General features: G+C 40.1%; 15 protein-coding genes. 8 read left to right on the top strand and 7 right to left on the bottom strand.

The window, feature by feature from the left end; all coding sequences use genetic code 11:
- Positions 1-51: 51 nt before the first annotated feature.
- Both ACX27_RS31265 and ACX27_RS25405 read left to right on the top strand, forming a co-directional pair.
- A complete protein-coding gene (locus tag ACX27_RS31265) occupies positions 52-3,558 on the top strand; it encodes a CHAT domain-containing protein (protein WP_235526380.1) in 3,507 nt (1,168 codons plus the stop codon).
- Between the two features lie 267 nt (positions 3,559-3,825).
- Positions 3,826-4,380, top strand: coding sequence for a PEP-CTERM sorting domain-containing protein (locus ACX27_RS25405; protein ID WP_062296510.1), 555 nt, complete (start codon positions 3,826-3,828; stop codon positions 4,378-4,380).
- Between the two features lie 79 nt (positions 4,381-4,459).
- Here the strand turns inward: ACX27_RS25405 and ACX27_RS25400 are convergent, their stop codons facing one another.
- Together ACX27_RS25400 and ACX27_RS25395 are read right to left on the bottom strand one after the other, a co-directional pair.
- Positions 4,460-6,805, bottom strand: coding sequence for a PhoX family protein (locus ACX27_RS25400; protein WP_062296508.1), 2,346 nt, complete (start codon positions 6,803-6,805; stop codon positions 4,460-4,462).
- A gap of 354 nt (positions 6,806-7,159) precedes the next feature.
- Positions 7,160-7,978, bottom strand: coding sequence for a DUF928 domain-containing protein (locus ACX27_RS25395; RefSeq protein ID WP_062296505.1), 819 nt, complete (start codon positions 7,976-7,978; stop codon positions 7,160-7,162).
- A 383-nt stretch (positions 7,979-8,361) separates the two neighbouring features.
- On the opposite strand from ACX27_RS25395, the gene ACX27_RS25390 reads away from it, so the two are divergent.
- The 3 genes from ACX27_RS25390 to ACX27_RS25380 all read left to right on the top strand — a co-directional run bounded on the left by ACX27_RS25390 (position 8,362) and on the right by ACX27_RS25380 (position 11,297).
- On the top strand, positions 8,362-10,065 hold the full coding sequence (locus ACX27_RS25390; RefSeq protein WP_062296504.1) for a CHASE2 domain-containing protein: 1,704 nt from the start codon (positions 8,362-8,364) through the stop codon (positions 10,063-10,065).
- A 9-nt stretch (positions 10,066-10,074) separates the two neighbouring features.
- Positions 10,075-10,371: a helix-turn-helix domain-containing protein gene (locus ACX27_RS25385; protein WP_062296502.1), complete on the top strand. Its 297-nt coding sequence runs from the start codon at positions 10,075-10,077 to the stop codon at positions 10,369-10,371.
- Positions 10,372-10,535: 164 nt separating this feature from the next.
- Positions 10,536-11,297, top strand: coding sequence for a MinD/ParA family ATP-binding protein (locus ACX27_RS25380; protein ID WP_062296500.1), 762 nt, complete (start codon positions 10,536-10,538; stop codon positions 11,295-11,297).
- A 75-nt stretch (positions 11,298-11,372) separates the two neighbouring features.
- On the opposite strand, the gene ACX27_RS31260 is transcribed toward ACX27_RS25380, so the two are convergent.
- The 3 genes from ACX27_RS31260 to ACX27_RS25365 all read right to left on the bottom strand — a co-directional run bounded on the left by ACX27_RS31260 (position 11,373) and on the right by ACX27_RS25365 (position 19,926).
- Entirely contained in the window at positions 11,373-14,822 is a 3,450-nt protein-coding gene (locus ACX27_RS31260) for a CHAT domain-containing protein (RefSeq protein ID WP_235526379.1), read from the bottom strand.
- Between the two features lie 453 nt (positions 14,823-15,275).
- Positions 15,276-19,121: a CHAT domain-containing protein gene (locus ACX27_RS25370; protein ID WP_062296498.1), complete on the bottom strand. Its 3,846-nt coding sequence runs from the start codon at positions 19,119-19,121 to the stop codon at positions 15,276-15,278.
- A gap of 94 nt (positions 19,122-19,215) precedes the next feature.
- Positions 19,216-19,926 carry a glycosyltransferase gene (locus ACX27_RS25365; protein ID WP_062296496.1) on the bottom strand — a complete coding sequence of 237 codons (711 nt, stop codon included), beginning with the start codon at positions 19,924-19,926 and terminating at the stop codon, positions 19,216-19,218.
- Positions 19,927-20,177: 251 nt separating this feature from the next.
- On the opposite strand from ACX27_RS25365, the gene ACX27_RS34420 reads away from it, so the two are divergent.
- Both ACX27_RS34420 and ACX27_RS34415 read left to right on the top strand, forming a co-directional pair.
- Positions 20,178-20,966 (top strand): tetratricopeptide repeat protein, encoded by a 789-nt coding sequence (locus ACX27_RS34420; RefSeq protein ID WP_062296494.1) that lies wholly within the window; start codon positions 20,178-20,180, stop codon positions 20,964-20,966.
- A complete protein-coding gene (locus tag ACX27_RS34415) occupies positions 20,896-21,957 on the top strand; it encodes a tetratricopeptide repeat protein (RefSeq protein WP_235526378.1) in 1,062 nt (353 codons plus the stop codon). The genes ACX27_RS34420 and ACX27_RS34415 overlap by 71 nt, the downstream gene beginning before the upstream one ends.
- A 126-nt stretch (positions 21,958-22,083) precedes the next feature.
- On the opposite strand, the gene ACX27_RS25350 is transcribed toward ACX27_RS34415, so the two are convergent.
- Positions 22,084-22,404 carry an ArsR/SmtB family transcription factor gene (locus tag ACX27_RS25350; protein WP_062298565.1) on the bottom strand — a complete coding sequence of 107 codons (321 nt, stop codon included), beginning with the start codon at positions 22,402-22,404 and terminating at the stop codon, positions 22,084-22,086.
- A 129-nt stretch (positions 22,405-22,533) separates the two neighbouring features.
- On the bottom strand, positions 22,534-23,286 hold the full coding sequence (locus ACX27_RS25345; RefSeq protein ID WP_062296490.1) for a PAP/fibrillin family protein: 753 nt from the start codon (positions 23,284-23,286) through the stop codon (positions 22,534-22,536).
- 138 nt (positions 23,287-23,424) lie between these two features.
- On the opposite strand from ACX27_RS25345, the gene ACX27_RS25340 reads away from it, so the two are divergent.
- Positions 23,425-24,822 carry an aromatic ring-hydroxylating dioxygenase subunit alpha gene (locus ACX27_RS25340; protein WP_062296488.1) on the top strand — a complete coding sequence of 466 codons (1,398 nt, stop codon included), beginning with the start codon at positions 23,425-23,427 and terminating at the stop codon, positions 24,820-24,822.
- The last annotated feature ends 54 nt before the right edge of the window (positions 24,823-24,876 follow it).

Genomic DNA, 24,876 nt, shown 5'->3' with positions numbered 1-24,876 from the left:
ATCAGTTTACATAGAGTTTTAATTTAAAATAAATATGTTATCAGTTTTTTTTTGCATATTAAATTTCAGAAAATCTCAAGCAAATTACCAATAATTTTTCAACAAAATCAGCAAAAATATTTATCTCAAGTCAAAATATTAACTGCTATCAACATTATTTTAGGATTATATTTAATCCCTGCAAAAGTCCAAGCCCAAAACATCACCCCTGCTAAGGATGGTACAGGCACAACTGTTAACCTCCAAGGTAACAATATTGATATCAGTGGTGGTAAGCTCAGTAGCGACAAAGCCAACCTATTCCACAGCTTCAGCAAATTTGGACTAGATGCCAACCAAACAGCCAACTTTTTATCGCAACCATCAATTCAAAACATTTTAGGCAGAGTTACAGGTGGCGAAGCATCGATAATTAACGGCATCATTCGCGTTAGTGGCGGAAACTCCAACTTATATTTAATCAACCCCGCAGGGATTATTTTTGGACAAAACGCCAGTTTAAATGTGCCGGCATCATTTACTGCTACCACAGCCACACGCCTTGGTTTTGGGAATGATAACTGGTTAAATGCTGTGGGCAGCAACAACTATAACCAACTTATTGGTACACCCAATAGTTTTGCTTTTGATGGGAGTGTCGCCAGTGCCATATTCAATCAAGGTAATTTAGCAGTCACATCAGGGAATAATTTAAGTTTATTTGCAGGTACAGTTGCAGGTACAGGTAATCTATCTGCACCAGGGGGTAACATCACTATTGCTACTGTGCCTGGTAGTAGCTTACTGCGTTTGAGTATGCCGGGAAATCCTTTGAGTTTAGAAATTCAACCGCCCAATTCTAGTAATAATAATCTGGCATCGAATTCTTTACCAGCATTGTTAACTGGTGGTGGTGTTGAGAATGCTTCTGGTTTGGTGGTGAATAATGGTGAGGTGCAGTTAATTGGTTCTGGTTTACAGGTTGAAAATGGTGATATGGTTAGCACCGATAACATTGCTATTCATGGTGCTGCTACTATTAATGCTACAGGTAATATCACAACTGGAAATATCTCCACTGCTGACAGAATTAACGGTGTATCAGGTTTGGTTGCGTTAACAGCACGCGGTAGTATCACGACTAGTAATATTGACACTTCAGCATTCACTCGTTTTGGAACTGCTACAGCAGGTGCAGTCACTTTAACGGCAAGAGGTAATATCACAACCAAGAATATTGATACTTCAGCAGCATTAACATTGGGAATAGCTAAATCTGGTGGAGTCACTTTAACATCTGACAGCAATATTACTGTTGAAAGTATTAATACCACAGCTATGAGTTTTGATGCCCAAAATCTTCGGCTTGTCAGTATATCCGATCTACCTGATCAAGCTATTCCACTCTTTGCTCAAGGTGGTGATGTCAATATCTTGGCAAATGGAACTGTTAGGGTAGTGGGAGAAATTTTGAATCGTGGACAGCCTACAGGGAATTCTATTTTTACTAGTGCATTTAATCAGCCTGGCGCTGTCAAAATTCAGCATGATGGAGGAGTAAATAACGTCCCATTTATTGTTGGTAATGTAAGCTTGAATGGTACAGCAGCAGCAATTAATGTTAGTCAGTTTCGTCCTGTGAGTTTTGATCCGATTAGGGGAATATTATTTCTAGATAGTACAAATTCACAAATTTCTTCCACATCAGCAGTTAATACTTTTCCTGTAATACCCTTAGGGGGAACAGCTGATTTTACTCCTAGTCGGATTTCGATTATTTCCCTTAACACACCGCCTACTTTTTCTGGTAATACCAATTTACTAAAAATTCAACCAAATCAGTCTGTTACATTTAATTTGAATTCATTAAATATCAATACAAATGATCTGAATAATGATCATCGCAACATAATTTTTGATAGGATATTATTGGGTTCTCTTAACTTCCAAGATGGAACCCTAGTTACCCCAGGAACAATTCTGAATGCAAATACAGTTTTGGTATACACGCCGCCACAAGGTTCTCTTGGTCAAATTCCAGCTTTTACTATTAGAGCTAGTGACGGTGTTTCTGAGTCTATACCGCAACAAATCAACATCAATATTACTTTGCCACCAATACAACCAATAATTACAAATAACACTCCTAATCTAGACCAAAATAATCTCCCTACTTTAGAAACGAATAATATTTTCAATCCGGAAACAAATAAAATACTGACTGTAGACCTCAATAATTTTGTCAATTTAGAAGAAGATAAGATAGCTACCAGTTTACCAATATCGGAAAAAGATAAACCTCTTCTAGAAGCAGAAGCAGGTGAAGAGATAGATAAGGAGATATCTAAAATTGATACAAGGTTTACTAACCAGTTTGTACAATACTTAGGTACAGACAGACCTGTAATGAAAACTATTAAAGAAGTCCGTGATACTTTAGCAGATATTGAAAAGGCCACAGGTGTGAAACCTGCTTTAATTTACATTTCTTTTATACCGAAAATTCTAAAGAGCGATGTCTTACCAGAGCAAAATCCCACACCACAAGACGACGACATTTTAGAGTTAATCATGGTGACAGGTAAGGGTGTGCCGATTCGGAAAGTAATGAATGTAACGCGATCGCAGGTATTAGCAACGAGTAAATTATTCACCAGCTACGTTACCAATCCTGGTTCGGCGAAAAACTATATTGCGCCTAGCAAACAATTATATAACTGGCTAATTGCTCCACTTAACTTTAAGCTGCAAGCACGGCGAATTAATAATCTAGTTTTTATCACGGATGCGGGCTTGCGATCAATGCCTACAGCAGCTCTCTATGATGGTCAAAAGTATTTAATTGAAAACTACAGTATCAGTTTAATGCCTAGTTTCAGCCTGACTGATACCAAATATGTGGACATTAAAAAAGCGGAAGTGTTAGGGATGGGTGCATCCCAATTCATGAACCTCGACCCGCTACCATCCGTACCGTCAGAGTTAACTACCATCACGCGGAAGCTTTGGTTTGGTAGAACCTTCTTAAATGAAACTTTCACATTCAGAAATCTCAAAGCTCAACGACGACAAAAAGCCTTCGGAATTGTTCACCTAGCTACCCACGGGGAATTCAAATCAGGTGCAACTGGTAACTCTTACATTCAATTGTGGGATAGTCAACTTCAAATGAATCAGATGCGCCAACTCGGCTGGAATAACCCGCCTGTAGAACTAGTGGTGCTGAGTGCTTGTCGTACAGCCTTGGGTGACGAAGACGCAGAATTTGGTTTTGCTGGCTTTGCAGTACAGTCGGGTGCTAAGTCTGCATTGGCGAGTTTATGGTATGTCTCCGATGAAGGTACTTTTGGTTTGATGACCCAATTTTACGAAAAGTTGAAACAAGCTCCTATCAAAGCCGAAGCCCTCCGACGAGCGCAAGTAGCAATGCTTAAAGGTGAGGTGCGGCTAGAAATGGGTAGGCTCAGAACTGCTCGTAGTGATGTACCTCTACCAGAAGTTTTAGCAGAACTTGGTGATAAAAAATTGACTCACCCCTTTTTCTGGTCTGCTTTTACTATGATTGGTAATCCTTGGTAAAAGCAATACCTTTGCCAATTTACGAGGGTGATTAGATTAGATGTCCAAACTCTTATTTCTCCGAAGCTGGGCAAAAACAATTAGTTCTAAAAATTCCGTTCTAGCCAATCAGATTAGGCAAATGTTGATAGCTGAAAATCTTGATTATAAATGTATCTAAACGGCTTAACCTTTTATTCTATTTTTCTTAACCTCTAAAGATAACTTCAAAGTTTATTTAAGTGATATTGCCACAATATTTACTTTTGAGCTTTGGAGCTTAGTCTGATGAAATCAACTCAATACTTAGGCATTGCTAGTTTGGCGATCGCCTTATCTTTAGCAACTGTTGAAGTTAAGCCAACACAGGCAGCAGTATTTAATTATAATTTCACTGCTGATGTGACTTCTGGTGTTAACCCTGGTCAATATAGCGGTTCATTCAGATATGATGACACCAACTTAACTGGTGTGGGTGCAGAAAATCTCGATGTCAGCAATGGATTGCTATCTGTTGTGTTTGATTATCTTGGTACTCGCTATACAGAAGCTGATGATTTTGATTTTCCCGGCGGAATTGCACCCATCGTTAGCTTTAATAATGGCAATTTTGTTGGACTCAGCTACCTAGTAGAAGATCAGTTTTTCATTGGTGATGCTAATAATCTCTCAACTGGTGGTAATCGATTTTATAGTATTGTCAGTGCTGACTTGACATCTGCTATAGAAACAGGCACAGTGACTTACACTAAAGTTCCCGAACCCTTGGCGCTTGTGGGAACAGCGATCGCTACAGCTACAGGATTATGGGTAAATCGTAAGAAAAAAGCGTCAGTAGCATAATAAAGTAGCATAATAAAAAAGTAGGGTGGCTAGAATCATAGCCACCCCAATCAATAAAACTCCTGCTACTGGAACTTATCTAGACAAATCTGCCATTAATTGGGTTTCTGCGTTGAATCCCAATGACCGATGGGCGAGGAACGCCCTGGGGTTGACCTTGAATATTGCTAGGCCAGCTACTACCACGGGGAACAGTACGAGTCTGATTGAACAGTGTGCCATCCAAAGCCAGCATTTCTATTGAGCGGCTAAGAACTGTACCATCATTAATTGGACAATCTTCGCCAGGATGCTGCACAGAAAGAATGAGTGTATCACCCACAAAAGTCGGCCCTGTCATTTCACAACGCACAGGCCCATAGGCAAAAGGCATAACTTTTCCAGCATTGCTTCCACTAGTGGGGATAAAGAACAACCAGTTGTTACCAAAAACACCTGTAAAATTGGAGATATTACCAGTACTTGTGTGATTGATAGTTGTTGGATTACCTGCTGCACCCACGTTGAAACCATTGTGAGTGCTGGTGGACATATCCGTTACACCCCAAACATTAGCTTGATTGTCAAATACCAAGTTATCGACATTGGCAAAACCAGCACCATCATCTGATCCAGCTTCACCACCTTGAGCAAATCTTTGCCATCTAAAGGTGAGTCCTGTACCATCGGCACTGTCTTCAATAATTTTGTACAGTCCGCCCGATTGTTGAGTAGCATCAACAGCAGCACTTAACTTCGCTACTTGGAAAATCCGAGAATCAGGATAACCATCACTTCCAGGCGCACCATCAGTATAAGAAATGAACACCTCTCTAGTGACGGGATGCACTTCTAAATCTTCGGGACGAGCAGTCGGAGTTCCCCCAGCTAAATTGGCTGCAAGGAAAGCATCGCAGAGAACCGCACCTTGGCTAGTGTAGAAATCTCGGAGTGTTCTATTTTGATAATTTGGTAACGCTGTGGCTTCGTTAGTGCGATCGCAATTAAATGCTCCACCATCAACAGTCTGTCCAGCCACACCATTACGTCTAGGTAGTGGTAAACGACCATTAGTTTGCGCTGTACCCAAGGCCGCAAATTCTACAGAAGAAAGTACTGAAGGAGAAATTGGATTGGTGCGAGTATCTAATAATAAAGGTATCCATTCACCTGTACCATCTGGATTGTAACGAGCTACATATAAAGTTCCTCGTTCCCACAAATCGCTGTTGGCTTTACTAGTTGGCGAAGTGACAATATTTGTACTCACAAATTTCCATGTATGTCCACCACGTCTATCATCACCCATATAGGCGACTAATCTATTACGAGCTTCCGCACGTATAGCAATATTTTCATGGCGGAAACGACCCAACCATGAGTGTTTGCGGGGACGGAAATTCGGGTTAGCTGGGTCAATTTCTACCATCCAGCCATATTTTTCACCAACTAAACCAAAGGTCTGGCCAGTTGTACCATTGGTGTAACCTGTTTGAGTACCATTAGGTTGAACTGCTTCTGTTACACCCACAAAAAAGGCTGAACTACCTTGGAAGTTTTCTTCTGCTGTTAAGATGGTTCCCCAAGGTGTTGTTCCACCAGAACAGTTGTAAGCAGTACCGATAATTCTGTTACCTAAGCCATCAGCACTTAGAGGGAAGACTTGGGTTGCAGCGGGGCCAGTACCAATTAAATAATTTTGGTCGCCTTGCTGGTGGCTGAGATTACCCCAACTTGTGACAGTGTTGTAGCTATCAGTTCTTTCACGGTTGATTCCTAAACCAGATAAACCATGAATTCGGCGATTTCTGTTATCTCCTCGAACTACGGTATAACGTCTAGCACTGTTGCGACGAGAAACACGAATAATCGAACCACCTAAGTTATATAAAAATTCTCCCTCTACTTCGATGTTTCTAGTTGTCGGTAAAGAGCGACCAATGACTGTAGGAAAGGTTGTAGTGAGTGCTTGGACATCAGCCGGAGCTTCGGGTGCAAAACCAGAAAAGGGAAAACTCACATACTCATGGTTAACCCATAAATAGCCTTCATCGAGGGTTCTGCCCAGAGGAATGAAACCAGTGTAATCGCAGTTGTAACCGACATAATCATCAGAGTTAGGAAATACGCGATCGCCCCAACTGACGATGATATAACGCTCATATTCTGGCGGTACAATCACATCATCGATAACGTTGTAGCTTGGCAAATTGGGACTGGTAGAAGCTGCAACTACTTGTCCTTGTCCAATTCCTGTTGGTAAAAAACTAGGCTGAGTTTGGTAAATCGGTAAAGGATGCGGTAATCGTACTGGTGTAAAGCTTAGTGGAGTTGTTGTTGCCTCGGCGACACTGGACAAACCTGTTAAAAGTTTGTCTCCCAATACAGCAGCCGCAGTACTGCCACCAAAAAATATGAGAAGTTGTCTTCGACTTAATGTAGACATCAAATTTTCCTCTGTTGTATCAGGAGAAATTTACTAGTAACCAACTCTTTTCAAGGCTGAAGAAATACTCAATTTATGTGAGTTTTTCTAATTTCAAACTTCAGTAAACCTACTTTAAAGCGAAGGTTAACACTGAGATTTTTGTTTAAGTTTCACACTATTTCCCAGATTTTACTTAAGTTAATTATCAATAATTATTAGTAGGTTATATAATGGTTAACTAAAAATTATCACTGTGTTTATAGGAATAATTCTTAACTTTGCTCACAAAAATATTGACAAAAAAAATCCCAGCTTCTTCAAGAAGTCGGGATTTTGACACTTCATCTGGATTAAGTAAACAACTAGCCTATGTTATTGACTAGCTGCTGTTGTAGGATTTAGGGGAACTAAAGGCTGTTTGGACATTGCTTCTAGTCCGACCGATCGCAAAATATCATCCCAATCTCGAACTAAAGTTAAATCATTGGGATGAGCAGCACGTAAATCAGCCAAGGTTTTTAGCGTGTCATGCCAATAACCATTTTCTGCATAGATAATGACACGCTGTTTAGGTGTTGCTGTTTGTAATTTACTCGCTACTGTTGGGGGTACTTCGACACGTTCAATCCAGCCACTAGCAATCGGATCGCCACTGCGATCGCCGTTGGTAGAATCACACAGTAAAGAAAAACGCCATTGATATTTTTTCCCGACTGCCAACCCCGAAAAATCGGTAGGTAAAGTGTAGCTCATAATGCCACTGCTGGCTGTGATCGGCAGAGTTTTATCAAGTAATTCTTCCCCATTTTCATCCCTAAGTAAAAACTCTGCTTGCTGTGCAGAGGTTTGGGGAACATTGACAAAAAATGTTGGGCGATCGCTCACTGTTAATTCTACAGGAACTTGATTAGCCGCACTTTTGGGCGGTTTGGGAGGTAAAACACCACTAATATCTTGCGGGCTGCATTTTCCCCTGGCTGCACCTGCTTCCAGATTGCGCGAACCACGAATTCCTGGCACTTTAAATTTTAATAGAGAGCGGCGACGCGGAAATAATCTGGGTGTGGAACGCGGAATACCGAATTGAGCGATGCTATTAGTAGGCGCTGCAATTGTGGGGATTGTCCCCAGCAACAAATCGGGAATGAGAATTAAACCTAATGTAATTAATAGTAAGTTTTTGTTGAGCATATTTTTTACAATATGTATGTTTTTATGAATGACTATTTTCGGGTATTTAAAGTTTCATTTTGTGAATCTTTGCTGCTTAAATTTAGTTAATTGAGCATTAAGATAGCCTCAGTGAAAACACTATAGCATTTCTCAATCATTCTGAAATAAACAGATAGCCCGATTATTTGAGAAATCAGGCAGATCAATCTATTGTGTTTCTCGAATCAATTTCATTGAGAAATATTAAATAACCAATGACAGAGTGAAGAAAAACAGGTAATTTGGACGCACATTAGCAAAATATTAGTTACAGCAAACAATTATTACATTCCAAATTTCTTGGGAAAATGGGCTATTTTTTAACATTTACACTTTAGCTAATCAAGAAAGAGGTAACGCCAATGGTCGGTCAAAATTCCCAGCGTCGCAATTTCCGTCAAACAGTTATCACCATTGGCGGAACAGTGGTTGTCACCAGTATAGCGATCGCGGGATTAATTATGGGATTGCGAGAACTAGGTAGCTTGCAGGGGATGGAGTTAGCTGCATTTGATTGGTTAATGCGATCGCGTCCCGACGAAGGGATAGACAATCGCTTTTTAATCGTGGGTGTGGATGATACCGATATTCAAACCCGCAAAGAATATCCCATTGAAGACGGCACAATGGCGCAGTTATTAACAAAACTCGCAGAACATGAACCGCGCGTCATTGGCATAGATATTTTGCGGGATGTGAAACAAGGTGCAGCCACAGGTCGGGCAGATTTAATGCAAATATTATCAGAAAACGATAATATAGCAGCAGTTTGCGTTGTTAGCAAAGCTGATTCTCCTGGTATCGCCGCCGCGCCCGGAATTCCTGAAGATAGAGTCGGGGTTGCAGACTTTCCTGTCGATGCTGGTGGTACAGTCCGCCAAGGGATGATTATTTCCGTTCCCAAAGCTTCTAAACTGCCCAAACCCAGCGAACATATCTGCAATATCGCTGACCCTGAAAACCAACTTCCATCGCTGAGTTTTCAAATGGTGGTGCGTTACCTCGCCGCCCAAGGAATTGAACCACAACTGACAAAATCTGGTGAATTACAGTTTGGTTCCACCGTTCTTAAACGCTTGACACCGAAATCTGGCGGCTACCACAACATCGATACATCAGACTACCAAATACTACTTAACTACCGTTCTGCCAAAAACGCCATCAAGCAAGTTTCCCTCAGTGATGTCCTAGCAGATAAAGTTGACCCAGCTTTAATTAAAGACAAAATTGTGATGATTGGCTATACTGCTCAAATTGTGAAAGATACCTTTTACACACCTTATAGCGCAGGTGCAGCCGATAGCCAAAAAATGCCAGGTGTAGTAGTTCACGCCCAAAATGCTAGTCAGATATTAAGTGCAGTTTTAGATAAACGACCTTTATTTTGGTATTGGAACGAGTGGCAAGAGGGGTTGTGGGTATTTGCTTGGTCATTAGTTGGGGGATTTTTAGCTTGGCAAATTCGGAAACCTTGGCTGTTGATATTGGGTGGTGGTGTAGCGATCGCTGTATTGTTAGGTAGTACTTATATCATCTTTCTCCAAGCTGGTTGGATACCTTTAGTGCCACCAGTTTTAGGTTTGTTAGGCAGTGCTGTTGCTGTTGTTTTAATAGACAGATATGCCGCCACAATTGTGAAAACAGTAAAAGGCTTTCTCAAAATTAATATTGACATTGACGAAGACAAAAAAAATCAAGAAGTAGCAGCAATTACCGAAAGTGATTACTTTTTAGAATTACAACAAAAAGCTAAAGATTTGCGAGGGCGAGATAATTATGAAGACTTACCACCTACAATTTTGCCTGCTGTAAATGATCTAGATACTAATCATCTTTTAGCTGACACCATCATTTCTCAACCAACTAATTTTGAACCCACAGAAATAGATTACCTACAACAAGTCCGCGACAGACGCAACCAACTTAATTCTCAAGAAACCTTACTGCCTCAAAACCCAAACAATAACTTAGAAATTACCACCATACCAACCACAATTGAAGAACCAGACGAACTAGAATACCTAGCAGATTTACAACGTCGTAGTAAAAAAATTGAAAGAAAATAAATAATCACCATGAATTACCAAGAACCAGACCAATCATCACCGCAAAATATTCAATTAGATATCCTCGATTTACCAGACGAACAGCGACAACTGATCAATTGGATAACTCGCCAGCAAAAAGTTACTTTAGCAGAAGTAGCAATTCATTTAAATACGACTGAAGAACTAGCACAACAACACCTAAAGACTTTAATTAACCAAGGATTTATTCAACAGCTAGATGATAGTGAATTGATTTACTACCAACCCTACTTCCGGGAAAAAAAGAAAAGTAAACTCAGTCAAAATATCTGGGATAAACTCTAAAACTGTGTAACAATTCTGAAAAATATAGCAATCCTAAATCATTTATAAATATTTCTCTCCCTTGTCTACCCTGCCCTCCTTATCTTTGTTATTCACATATCAACTAGGACTGCTATATATTACTCTGCTGTCTCTGTGGTTCGCCTACAAAAATCACTTTCATCATGTCAAAAATTGTATCTATCCATTCCTTTCGCGGCGGTACAGGTAAATCAAATTCCACCGCTAACCTAGCCGGAATTGTTGCACGTTATGGTTATCGGGTTGGCATTGTGGATACAGATATTCAATCGCCAGGGATTCATGTTTTGTTTGGTTTTGATGAACAGAAAATGAAATATGCCTTGAATGATTATCTTTGGGGACGCTGTAATATTGAAGAATCAGCCTACGATGTTAGCTCAGTTTTAGGGCAAACAGCAGGAAAGAAAGGAAAGATTTATCTTATCCCTTCTAGTATTAAAGCCAGAGACATTACCAAGGTCTTGCGGGAAGGATTTGATTTTAATTTACTTAACGAAGGCTTTCAAAAATTACTAACTGCTTTACAACTAGATTTCCTCTTCATTGATACTCACCCAGGACTCAACGAAGAAACCTTACTTTCAATTGCTATTTCTGATATTTTAGTTTTAATTTTGCGCCCCGATCGCCAAGATTTTCAAGGTACAGCCGTCACCGTAGAAGTAGCTCGTAAACTGGAAGTACCAAATATGTTGTTGTTAATTAATAAAGCACTTCCAGCTTTAGATTTTGATGCCCTCAAACAACAAGTTGAAAAAATCTACAATGCACCTGTAGCTGGAATTTTACCCCTAGCAGAAGAATTAATTCAACTAGCAAGTAGTGATTTATTCTGCTTACGTCATCCAGAACATCCCTTGAGCCAAGTTATGGATAAAGTTGCACGGATGATTATGCAATAAATGAAATGGGTGGGAGGTATGGGAGGATGGTGAAGAAATCTTTCTCCCCACACTCCCAACTCCCCATATCATTCATTACCAAGGATTTCCAATCATCGTAAAAGCCGCCCAAAAATAGGGATGAGTTAACTTTTGATCACCCAATTCTAGTAAAACTGGTGGTAAAGGAACATCACCACGCGCAGTCCGCAGCCTACCCATTTCTAATCTTACTTGGCCTTTCAGCATAGCAACTTGCGATCGCCGCAAGGCCTCAGCTTTAATAGGCGCTTGTTTCAACTTTTCGTAAAATTGGGTCATTAATCCCAGTGTTCCTTCATCGGAAACGTACCACAAGCTCGCCAATGCAGACTTTGTACCAGCTTGCACCGCAAACCCAGCAAAACCTAATTCTGCATCTTCATTACCCAAGGCTGTACGACAAGCACTCAACACCACTAATTCTACTGGTGGGTTATTCCAACCCAATTGGCGAATCTGATCCATTTTTAATTGGGTGTCCCACAATTGAATATAGGAGTTATTCGGCGCACCGGAATTAAATTCGCCGTGAGTGGCTAAGTGAACAATCCCAAAGGCTTTTTGTTGTCGTTGACCTTTCAGATTTGTTAATGTGAAGGCTTCGTTTAAAAAAGCTTTACCAGGCCAAAGCTTTTGCGTGATAGTAGTTAACTCTGAAGGTACAGATGGTAATGGATCTTGGTTCATAAATTGAGATGCACCCATCCCCAAAACTTCAGCTGTTTTAATATCAACGTATGTAGTATCTGTCAGGCTCAAACTTGGCATTAAGCCAACACTATAGTTTTCTATAAGATACTGTTGACCATCATAAAGTGCGGCTATGGGCATAGTTCGTAAGCCTGCATCCATGATAAAAACTAGGTTATTGATTTGTCGTGCTTGCAGGTTAGATTTTAGAGGTGTAATTAGCCAGTTATATAGTTGTTGAGCCGGAGTAAGATAGTTATTTGACAAACTTGGTTGGGTGATATTGTTGGTAAACTGTTTATTCACAGCTAAAACTTGCGATCGCGTCACATTAATTACTTTCCGAATCGGCTCACCCTTACCCGTAACTAAGACTAACTCTAAAACATCATCGGCTTGAGGCGTGAGTTTTTGTTCTGGTAGAATACTCCGCTTGAGTGTTTTCGGCACAAACGAAACGTAAATTAATGCAGGTTTTACACCCGTAGCAGTTTCAATGTTGACTAACATTTCACTAGCTTCTTTAATACCTTTAATTGGTGGTGTGCCTGTACCTAAATATTGGGCGAACTGGTTAGTAAATCTGGCATCAATTTTAGATATTTCTTTATCTACATCTACATTTAGCAAAGACTGATCTTTTTCTAAAATTGGAATACTAGCTGTTTTCTTTTCTTCTGTCTCCGAATCAACTACATTAGTTAGGTCTATATTTAGCGGATTATTGGTTTCAGGATTAAAAGAATTATTCGTATCTACAGGAGGATTATTTGTTCCAGGATTAGGTGAGGGATTATCTGTTCCAGGATTATCGGGATTAGGCGGAGGAATAATTATTGGTTGTCGCGTAATATTAACATTGATTGATTGTGGTGCAGATTCAGAAACACCATCACTTGCTTTAATTGTAAAAGCTTCTACTCGACCCACAGAACCCCTTTGTGGTGTATAAACTAAAATTGTATCTGGATTTAAAATAGCTCCTGATTGAACTTGTGTACCATCTTCCAAGTTTAAAGAACCAGATAATATTTCATCTATAGTTATTTGGTTAACATCATTATTAATATCATTAGTATTAATATTTAATGAACCAAAGGTAAATGTAACAGGACGATTTTGGCGAGTATTAATTATGCTAGCATTACCTGTTAGAATCGGTGGAGTATTAACAGAATTAATAGAAATTAAACTAGGTGTATCTTCTGCCCGTCCACCTAGTGGAAGTACAGGAAAAGTGTGAATTGGTGATGTTGGCGTAATTTGGGAATCGTTACTATCTATGATGTTTTCAATAGTTGGATTTTCATTAAAAAGACTAAGTTGACTGACATTAATAGCTGCTTTTGTCCCATTCAAGTTAGCATCACCTACAATAAATGGAACGTTATTTACGCCTCCATCATGTTGAATAGTGACAGAACCCGATTGAGTAAACGCACTAGTCAAAATAGAATTGCCAGTAGGCTGACCATTATCAGAAATTTCTCCTACTACCCTGACAGTACCATTGGCTAAAAGATTAACATTACCACCTTGGGCAAAGGGGGGTGTATTGGGCAACAAAATACCAGCTTGATTTGGAAGATTTGCATTGATAAACTCAATTTGCTCAACATCAATACTAATCGCACTTGTATTGATACTGCCCACAGTAATGTTACCACCAGCAATTAAATTCACTGCACCTGCATTCGCAGTCCCCAAAATTAAAGCTGCGGAAGTATCAATATTATTAGTTGTAATATTACCGCCTGCTATTAAATTAACCGCGCCTGCCGTAGCACTTTCAAAACGACTGAAAGCTGAAGCATCAATATTATTAGTTGTGATATTACCGTGTGCTGTTATATTAACTGCGCCTGCCAAACCATTAAATCTATCCGCAGTGATGATATCTTTAGTTACAACAACATCACCATTGCTAACAGTCAAACCAGAACCAGTTAACTTCACCTCACCATTCTCTACAACTAAATTATTGGCATTGCCACCGCCACCACCAGTTAATAACGCCGCCAAATCATTTGATGGCAAATTCTCATAAGTGGAATTTAACGGTTGAATTTCCAAACTCAACGGGTTTCCTGCCAGACTGACTTTGAGTAAGCTACTTCCCGGTACAGCCGCAATTGTGACGTTACCCCCTGGTGCTGATAAACTGCCTGTACTTACCACTGTGCCGCCAAATAAACTGAGATTATTCCCTGACGGCACAGCTAAATTACCTTGGTTGAAAATCGCACTAGCAACACTACTATCAAAAGCAAAACTATTAGGTGTACCAATAAGTTGACTGTAGTTGTTTGTGCCAACAGCATTTAACCAGTTATTATTGCCAAAACCGAGACGAGTGGCTGTGGTAGCTGTAAAAGATGCTGGTACATTTAAACTGGCGTTTTGTCCAAAGATAATGCCTACGGGGTTGATTAAATATAAGTTGGAATTGCCACCTGTGACGCGAATTACGCCGTTAATGATGGATGCGTCCCCACCTGTGACTCTGCCTAAGATGTTTTGAATGGATGGTTGCGATAGAAAGTTGGCTGTTTGGTTGGCATCTAGTCCAAATTTGCTGAAGCTGTGGAAGAGGTTGGCTTTGTCGCTGCTGAGGCTACCTCCACTAATATTGATGTTGTTGCCTTGGCTGTTAACTGTTGTGCCTGTGCCATCATTAGCGGGGGTGATGTTTTGCGCTATCGCTGTTTTAGGTGTTAGATATAATCCTGAAATGATGCTCGTAACTGTTAATATTGTGGCTTTACCTAAAGATAGTTGAAAAGCAGACTGATGTTGTTGAAAAATTGTTGACAATTTGATTGTAATTTTATTAAATTTCCTGCTCAAAAAAAAAACTAATAACATATTTATTTTGAGTAATAACTCAATTTAAGTTTCTACTTTGGTGATTTAAATTATACACAGTTAAGTATATACTTATTCAGGCTGTTTAAGTCAAGAATTGCACAAAATCAATAAAATATTCAGATTTATGTGAATTAATCTTAAAATAGCGATATTTTCAGATTGGAGAGGGATTCAGAATTAATTAGTAGAGGATTGAGACCCACAGCTACCGCTATAACTTTCAAGGTTTATCACAGCATAAATGGGCGTTACTGATTAGCAGAGTGTTTTTTGTTTCGCGCTACTCTTACGAGTTCTCCGAAGGAGTACCCGCAAGGTAAGCGCAAAAAATCGATAATTAACTTTGCTAAAAAGGCTTAATTCATCCCGCATTTATGCAACGCCTATAAATGCTGTAATCTACCAAGGATTACCAATCATGGTAAAAGCTGACCAGAAATAAGGATGAGTCAGGCTTTTATCACCAAGTTCTAGTAGGACTGGTGGTAGTGGTAAATCACCATGAGAAGTTTTAAGTTTACCGTTTTCTAGGCGTACTTCTCCTTTGAGCATTGCTATTTGTGCTTGTCGGAGGGCTTCAGCTTTAATTGGGGCTTGTTTTAACTTTTCGTAAAATTCAGTCATTAAGCTAAATGTGCCTTCATCGGAAACATACCATAAACTGGCCAATGCAGATTTAGCACCAGCTTGCACCGCAAAGCCAGCAAAACCTAATTCTGCATCTTCATCACCTAAAGCTGTACGACAAGCACTAAGTACTACTAGTTCTACAGGTGGGTTATTCCAACCAAGTTGACGCATTTGATCCATTCTCAGTTGGCTATCCCACAATTGAATGTAAGAGTTACCGGGCGCACCTTTTCTAAATTCGCCGTGGGTAGCGAGGTGGACAATTCCGTAGGGTGTTTGTTGTCGTTGGGCTTTGAGATTTTTTAAAGTGAAGGCTTCGTTTAAAAAGGCTTTACCTTGCCAAACTTTCTGAGTGATGGTGTTTAATTCTGTGGGGACTGCTGGTAATGGGTCGAGGTTGGTGAATTGCGATGCGCCCATACCCAAAACTTGGGCTTTTTTAATGTCAACATATTGAGTATTAGTTAAGCTGAGGCTGGGCATTAAACCAACACTATAGCGTTCAACTAAATATTGTTGACCATCATACAGTGCTGCTACGGGCAAAGCTCGTAATCCAGTATCCATGAGAAAAACTAAGTTATTAATTTCTCTGGTTTTGAGGCTAGATTCAATGGGTGCAATTAGCCAATTGTATAGTTGTTGCGCTGGTTTGATATAGGTGCGACGCAGGGCGGGATCTGTGACGGCGCTGGTTAATTGACGACTGGCTGCGAGAACTTGCGATCGCGTTACATTTGGTAATACTTGCCGAATGGGTTCACCTTTAGCCGTTACCACCACTAACTCTAGAATGTCGTTATCTTTAGAGAGAATGGGTAATTGAGCAGTTTCTTTAATGCTTGCAGGAACAAATGAAACATAAATTAAGGCAGGTTTAGCACCTGTAGCAGATTCAATCTTAGTCAAAATATCACGCGCCTCAGTGATGCTTTTAATCGGCTGTTTACCCTCTCCTAAGTATGTTCCTACCTGGTCAGTGAACTTTTCATCTATTTTAGATGTGGGATCTTTCACAATTGGTTTTGTTGGATCAGTGATGATCGGTGGGTCTGATGGTAGTGGATCATCAACATTGGTATCTGGAACAACAGTTACATTCACCTGCTGCGGATCAGATTGAGAAACGCCATCACTGCTTCTGACGGTAAAAGCTGGGATGACACCACTCGAATTTGCAGGTGGTGTATATACTAATACTGTACTAGAAGTTAATACGCTACCAGATGTCACGGGTGTACCATCTTGAAAGGTTAAAGTACCAGATGAAATCGCATCAAAAATGATAGTCAAGTTGTCATTATTGACATCACTAGTAATTGGATTTAAAGATCCAAATGTGAAAGTTATTGATTGATTTGGGATTGTGGAAAACAGTGAATTGGTTGTGATAGTCGGTGGTGTATTAATCGAATTAATTGTAATTCCAGCCGGAGTACCAGATGCAGTTCCACCATTTGGTAGAACAGGAAAAGAATTAATTGGTGAAGTAGGCGTGATAGATGTCGTACCAGTATTAATTGCTCCTAATGTCCCATTTGTAGTAGCATTACCAACAATAAATGGGACGTTATTTGGCCCACCATCATGTTGAATCGTAATTGAGCCTGAAGTTATACCCCCAGTAGTGTTAATTGTATCTGGACTATCACCATTAAAAATTCTGCCTGTGCCTCTTACTAAGCCGTAGGCTAAAACATTAACATTTCCACCAGTACCGCCCACCCCTTCTCCAACAAAACCTTGAGTATTGATACTATTAAAAGTAATGTTCTTACCAAATGTGCCGCTAGTCCCTGCTTGGAGTGTGACTGCACCTGCAATTACATCTCCAAAACCTATTGCAGATGTGTCAATATCTCCTGTGGTAATGCTATTTCCGGCTGTAAGATTTACTTGACCTGCTGTACCACTATCTTCGTTGTTAAATGATGTGTCAATATCACCTGTGGTAATGCTACCTCCGGCTATTAAAGTCACAGCACCACTGGTTCCACCGCTAGCAGTAGTAATATCGTTGGTGTTGATATCACCTCCAGCTGTCAGTTCGACTCGCCCACTGATGTTATCGTTATTTTGAGGACTAGTGATATTTTGAGTAGTAATATTACCTGTAGCACTGATAATTACAGGGCCACCATAGTTACTAAATGAAATATCACCTGTGACATTCACATTACCTGGTGAAGATGTGCTGCCTGTTGATGTGAATGAAACTCCACTGGTAACTTCTTGTAAGCTACTTACACCTGCTCGTAAAATCAAAGCTGGCTGACTGCTCAAAATTTGACCATCAGCAGTAGTACTAGAAAGTAAATTATCTGCATCAGTAATCACAATTTCGCCAGTCGTAATGCTCCCACGGGATTCTACTTTTAAAGATGGCCCAGTATAGTTACCAAAAATAACATCTTGGTTAGAACTAAAAATTGGGTCAACTAAACTAATAAAGTTCGCTGCTTGCTGCTGAGAATTGAGAATTGCAAATTTACCACCACTAGCAAAATGCGCGTCTAAAGAAATCTTGCCATCACTAACTAAAGAGAGATTCCCACCACTGATAAAAGTTGTTTGCTTTAAGTGATTAATCGCAAAAATATCAATACCTTGATTGCCTTGAATTGTGAGTTTATTACCAGCAGTAGCCGAGAAATTTTTAGCGACACTATCACGAACTCTGACTGTATCTTTCGCCAGTAAATTTAAGTTATTTGTGGCGGCAAGTTGACTTTCTGGTAGTGTTAAATTGTGGTTGGCAGCGAGGGTGACATTTTTTCCAGATGCTTGATTGACGACAACATCACCATTGTTAACAGTCAAACCAGAGCCAGTTAACTTCACCTCACCATTATCGACAACCAAATTAGTGGCATTGCTACCACCACCACCAGTTAATAATGCCGCCAAATCATTCGATGGCAAATTATCATTAGTGGAATTTAACGGTTGAATTTCCAAACTCAAAGGATTTCCCGCCAAACTGACTTTGAGTAAGCTACTTCCCGGTACAGCCGCAATTGTGACGTTACCCCCTGGTGCTGATAAACTGCCTGTACTTACCACTGTGCCGCCAAATAAACTTAAATTATTTCCTGACGGTACAGCTAAATTACCTTGGTTGAAAATCGCACTAGCAACGTTACTATCAAAAGCAAAACTATTAGGTGTACCAATAAGTTGACTGTAGTTGTTTGTGCCAACAGCATTTAACCAGTTATTATTGCCAAAACCGAGACGAGTGGCTGTGGTAGCTGTAAAAGATGCTGGTACATTTAAACTGGCGTTTTGTCCAAAGATAATGCCTGCGGGGTTGATTAAATATAAGTTGGAATTGCCACCTGTGACGCGAATTATGCCGTTAATGATGGATGCGTCCCCGCCTGTGACTCTGCCTAAGATGTTTTGAATGGATGGTTGCGATAAGAAGTTGGCTGTTTGGTTGGCATCTAGTCCAAATTTACTGAAGCTGTGGAAGAGGTTGGCTTTGTCGCTGCTGAGGCTACCTCCACTAATATTGATGTTGTTGCCTTGGCTGTTAACTGTTGTGCCTGTGCCATCATTAGCGGGGGTGATGTTTTGCGCTATCGCTGTTTTGGGTATAAGGCATAGTAGCAAAGCGATGTTGCTGAGTACTAATGTTTGCTTTTTAGCTTTGGTAATAGCAGGGAAAGTTATCTTGCTACCAGGAATGAGGGCTTTCTTTTGTAAGCTAGGTTGGATTTGCTGTCGGCGTTTTTTGTGCCTTGATAATTGCTAGTTGAGCTTTTTTGATTTGCTCTTGTCTGCGTTGCTGTGATAAGGTTTCAGGATGGGTGCGGTAGTAGTATAAGGGCTGATAGATATGCTCTACTTCAGCAACTTCTGACAGTCGCAGGCATAAATCATAATCTTCTACTGTTGCCAGTGTTTCGTCAATTCCTCCGGCTAATTCCAACACTTCACGGCGAATTAGCCGAAAATGAAATGTTATGAACCGATTTAAGAGTTCTTCACTACTATAAGGTACAAGACAACGATAGCCATAACTGAGAATTGTATTGTTTTCGTCAATGTCTAAATAGTCGGTGTAAACCCAGCCAATATTGGGTTTAGCATCTAATACTGCTGCTGTTTCTGCCAGGGCGGTAGAGGCGAGTAAATCATCACTATCTAGCCAACCAATATATTTACCACAAGTTTCGGCGATCGCAGCTTTTAAAGCTTTGGCTACTCCCAGATTATCTTGGCTGGCTATTACCCGCACGCGGCGATCGCGCTGTTCATATTCACGGGCAATGGCTAGGCTATTATCTGTAGAACCATCATCCCAAATCAGCAGTTCAAAGTCTGGGCGAGTTTGCGATAAAACACTTTCTATAGCTAATTTCAGATAATTGGCGCGGTTGTAAACTGTGATGATGATAGAAATTACTGGCTGCATAAAAATTAGATTTTTTTAATTTATTTATTGAGAGTTTAAAATTTTAGTTATCTTTTGGAACAATAGAATATAGATTAACTTATTAAGTTGCCGACAATTTATAAAAGTTTGCAGTTTCTCCTAGTTAAAGATGTTAATTTTTGCGAATGGTTGCAAAAATAATTTGTTCTAGATGTGTTTGCTAAAGTTGATGCGGACTGCAATTGATTATTGTCAGCAACGTTAAATATTATTGACAAACTTTAAAAAATATGAGAAATTTTCATGCTAATACCCAGCCAGGACGTAGACAAGCTATTAATAACTGGTTAGGTAAAACAGTCAAATCTAGCAGTATTGTCGGGGGACTAACGGCAGTTATGGTATTAGCAAATTCGTTAGTACCGACAAGTTTGTTTGCTGAAGAAAAGTTAGAAATTAAAGACTTTGACTATTGGGCAAATTTTTGTAAGTTGTTGGGAGAGGAAAAGAAATATGATGAAGCGATCGCAGCTTGTAATCAAGGGATTGCAATCAAACCCGACGAACCAGAAATTTGGATTACCCGCACAGAAATTTTACTCAAGCAAGCCAAATATAGTGAAGCGTTGGTGTCAGCCGATCGCACCTTACGCCTGCAACCAAAATATTCTTTAGCTTTAGCGCAAAGATGTGAAGCCTTATTAAATTTAAACAAAACTGCCGAAGCGATCGCTGCTTGTGATTTAGCCTTGCGTTCTGATGGTAACTGGGGCAATCATACAGAAGTTGTAGCCTTGTATAACCGGGCTTTAGGGCAGAGTAAATTAGGGCAATTAGACGCAGCAATTACCTCCTATCAACGTACCTTGGAAATCAATCCTGAAAATTCTTTAGCCTTAGTCGGAAATTGTCAAGCATTATCAAATTTAAGCAGATTCAGCGAAGCGATTGCCGCTTGTGACGCAGCCATTAAAGTTAACAAAAACTGGGGTGAAACTACACCTGCAATTGCTTGGTATACTAAAGGCTTGGCACAGAAAAAAAAACGGGCAATTAGAAGAAGCGATCGCCTCCTTTGATCAAGCCGTGGCGATGAATCCCAAAGATGCAGAGATTTGGTTAGAACATGGTAGAGCATTAGCAGCTATTGGTAAACCAGAACAAGCGGCAGTTTCTTATGAATTCGCTGTCAAACTAAGTCCTAATTATGCTTTAGCTTTAGCCAGTCAAAGTGCCAGTTTCAACAAATTAGGTAAATTTAAAGAAGCACAAGCAGCCGCAGAACAAGCACTCCAAGGTGATAGCCGCTGGGGAGATATTAGTCCCGCCTTAGCTTGGCAAGAACGAGGTATCGCCTTAGCTGGATTAGGAAATTACGAAGAAGGATTAGCCTCAATCGAAAGAGCTATCGCCCTCAATCCCAACTATGCTGAAGCATGGAATAATCGTGCAGCAACTCAATGGTATTTAGGCAGATATTCTGATGCAATTGCTAGTAGCGATCGCGCCACTGAAATTAATCCGAAATATGCTCAAGCATGGTTTAATAAAGGCAGAATCCTTAAAACATTAGACCGCTATTCTGCATCCCTAGCAGCTTATAATAAAGCATTAGAAAATGTAGGCAAATTCACAGATCAATCACTCATAGCAAATATTTGGGCTAACCGCAGTGTGGTTTTATGGCATTTATCAAGAAATCAAGAAGCCTTGGTATCTGCGGATAGAGCAATTGGTATCAATCCTAATTTACCGCAAGGATGGTACAACCGAGGCATAGTTCTATTTAATTTAGCTCGATATGATGAGGCGATTAATGCTTATAACCAAGCTAGTACTTTGGCTCCTATGGATGCAAATATTTTAGCTGGTAAAGGCGTTGCCTTATTAAGATTGGGTAAATTAGAAGATGCTGTCAATACTTTTACTGCTACCTTACAACTTGATCCCAAAAATACTTTAGCATTAGCTAATCAACCCATCGCCCAACAAAAATTGCAAGCACAAAAAGAACAACAATCACAACAAAAACCTAAATTACCAGTTGTACCAGATACTAAAGCGCGTTAGTGATGAGAGTGCTGAGTTATATCTATAGAAAAATTAAGGGTTTAAAGAAGGGTGTAGTTATTCCAAATCTTTACACCCTTATACCCTTACACCCCTACACCCAGTCTTCACAGAACAAATCCTGATCTAATCACAACAAGAACGTACAGGTGATATCAAACTATGCTGACGATAATCTGCTAAATATTGCTCTAAAACACTAAACTGCGGAATATTTAAACCGTAATAAATCCAGCGTCCTTCTTGACGGGAATTAACTAAACGAGCGTCCTTCAATGTTTTGAGGTGAAATGAGAGTTTTGATTGACTTACACTCAAAGCATCGCATAAATCACATACACAAAGTTCTTGCTGTCGCAATAATTCCAATATATTAATCCGTAGCGGATCGGAAAGTGCATGAAAGCCCGCAGCAATTAAATTTGAAACAGTAGAGGGGGTTTGCATGAGCATGAGTGGGAGTAGAACTTAGGGAGTAGACAGTAGGAATATTATTTTTGAAGCTTAGTATTGTAAATTTCAAATATAGCAGTCGTTTTGACTCCTGCCTCCTGTCTCCTGCCTTCATTATGATTGTTATTGCCTTTCACATACTAAAATGGTTCCCTTTTCGCCATAAGTGATTCGCAACTCCTCATCAAGATAGAGAATTTCTAGGCGACCTTTAGGCGATCGCTCCATGATAAACTTAACCTCTCCAGTCTCAGCATTAATTCCTTGTGGTGGAACCAGACCAAACATTAACTTCAAAAAACCCAATATCAAACTGTCTTTAAAACTGCGTTTGACATTTTGACTCTGCTGACCAAAAACTGCAAGCCATTCATCCATTTTAGTTGGGTCTTGTGGTGCTAAAATTCCCCCAGTAAATTTGACTTGTAGCACAGTATCACTAATTGGTTCACACACACCTAAATTTCGCACAACCCCAGATATCTGCGGATAATTTTCATCAGCCGTCGTAAATTCGACAACAATATCGTGACTGCGCTGTTCGCCATTTCCTAATAAAAAAACAGGTTGTGAAACTCGGTCAATTACTAATTTTAGTTTTGTCGGCTGAAACATATTAAACGCCAAACGACCAAGAGTATAGGCAAACTTACCATTTGCCAAACGTTCACCACCAGGAAAATTAGGCGCACTAATTAATACCCAGTTGCTATCTAATAGCTTACCGTTGCGAGTTGGTGCTGGATTCGGGTTGACAAGTCGCAGATTTTCAATCGCAGCAATTACAGTTTCATCCTTAGTGTTGCCACCGCAAGCAGCCAAAGCCTGACGTAACGCTAGTTTCGCCTCTGCACATTCCCTTGTGTCTACTGCCATAGTGTTGAAATTGTTTTGTGCAACTGCTTGTTAATTTAGACCATTGGCTGATTTCATGCTGCTGGCCTGCCATCATCGTTAAAAAATTGTTACATTTTTGGTGAGTAGACAATTATTACTTGACGCATCTCACTCATTATGTCCAACAGCCTGTTAGAGCCATTATCCCCAACAACCACAGAAAATTTATTTGCTGGTGGACTAGACCCAGAACGCTTTGATTGGTTAGAAGTTTGGTATCCTGTCCACTATGTCACCGATTTAGATAAATCCCAGCTAACACGCTTCACCTTACTAGAGCAAGACTTAGTTTTATGGTGGGACAAAAATGAACAAACTTGGCGAGCCTTTGAAGACCAATGTCCACACCGTTTAGCGCCACTTTCCGAAGGCAGAGTCAACGAAGATGGCTGGTTAGAATGTCCTTATCACGGTTGGGCATTTTCGGGAACAGGCAAATGTGAAAGCATTCCCCAACAAGTACCAGGAACAAAAGCCGAAACATCTCCCCGCGCTTGTGCGAAATCACTCCCAACCACAGTAAGCCAAGGGTTATTGTTTGTTTATCCTGGTAAAGCTGAGAATGCTGCGAAAACTCCGGTTCCCATCGTTGATATTTTAGAAGAAGATCCAGATGGCTGGGTTTGCCTAAATACCTTTCGAGACTTACCTTACGATGCTTTGACATTAATGGAAAATGTTCTCGATTCCAGCCACATTCCTTATACTCATCATCGCACTGTTGGCAACCGCGCCAATGTATCGCCTGTAGAATTGGAAATTGTTGAATCAGGCAAATGGGGCTTTAAAGGACTTTGGCAAGAAGGCCCCCGCAAAGGCACTTTAGGCAAACAAGATACCACCTTTATTGCGCCGGGGTTGATGTGGCATGATCTCACCTCCAAGCAATTTGGTAGAACATTAACAGTCGTTTACGCAACTCCTATACGTAAAGGAGAATGTCGTTTATTTGCACGTTTTCCTTTCAAATTTTCATCAAAATTACCAGGATTATTTATTAAACTCACACCTCGCTGGTACTCTCATCTAGGGCAAAATGGGGTACTCGAAGATGACCAGATTTTCTTACATCACCAAGAGCGTTATTTAGAACAAAAAGGTGGCACTGATAACTTTACCAAGGCGTTTTATTTACCAACTAAAGCGGATATTTTTGTATTTCAATTGCGTTCTTGGGTAAAGCAATATTGTGCAGAATCATTTCCCGGAAAAACCTTACCACCGCCACTACCCAAAGAAGCTTTATTAGATAGATACCATTCCCACACGAAACATTGCAGTAGTTGTCGAACTGCCCTAAAAAACCTCCAACGTTTGCGGCTAGGAGTTGTGATAGCAACAGCATTAATTTGGAGTTTATTGTCTTTATCGGTCTTGCTTCCAGGTCATACTTCTAATCTCACCGTGATTATTGCTAACTTAGCTGTATTACTCGGTGGCGGAATTTGGTTTGGCTTAGGCAAGTTAGAAAAACAATTCTATCAAGGACGAGAAATTCCGCCGCGAAATATATAGCAGAAGGCAGGAGGAAAAGTTTTACTATTCATGGCATTCAAACCTACATTCCGC

The sequence above is a fragment of the Nostoc piscinale CENA21 genome (genome assembly GCF_001298445.1).
GTDB classification, from domain to species: Bacteria; Cyanobacteriota; Cyanobacteriia; order Cyanobacteriales; family Nostocaceae; genus Nostoc_B; species Nostoc_B piscinale_A.
This window is presented reverse-complemented; position numbering and strand designations above follow the sequence as displayed.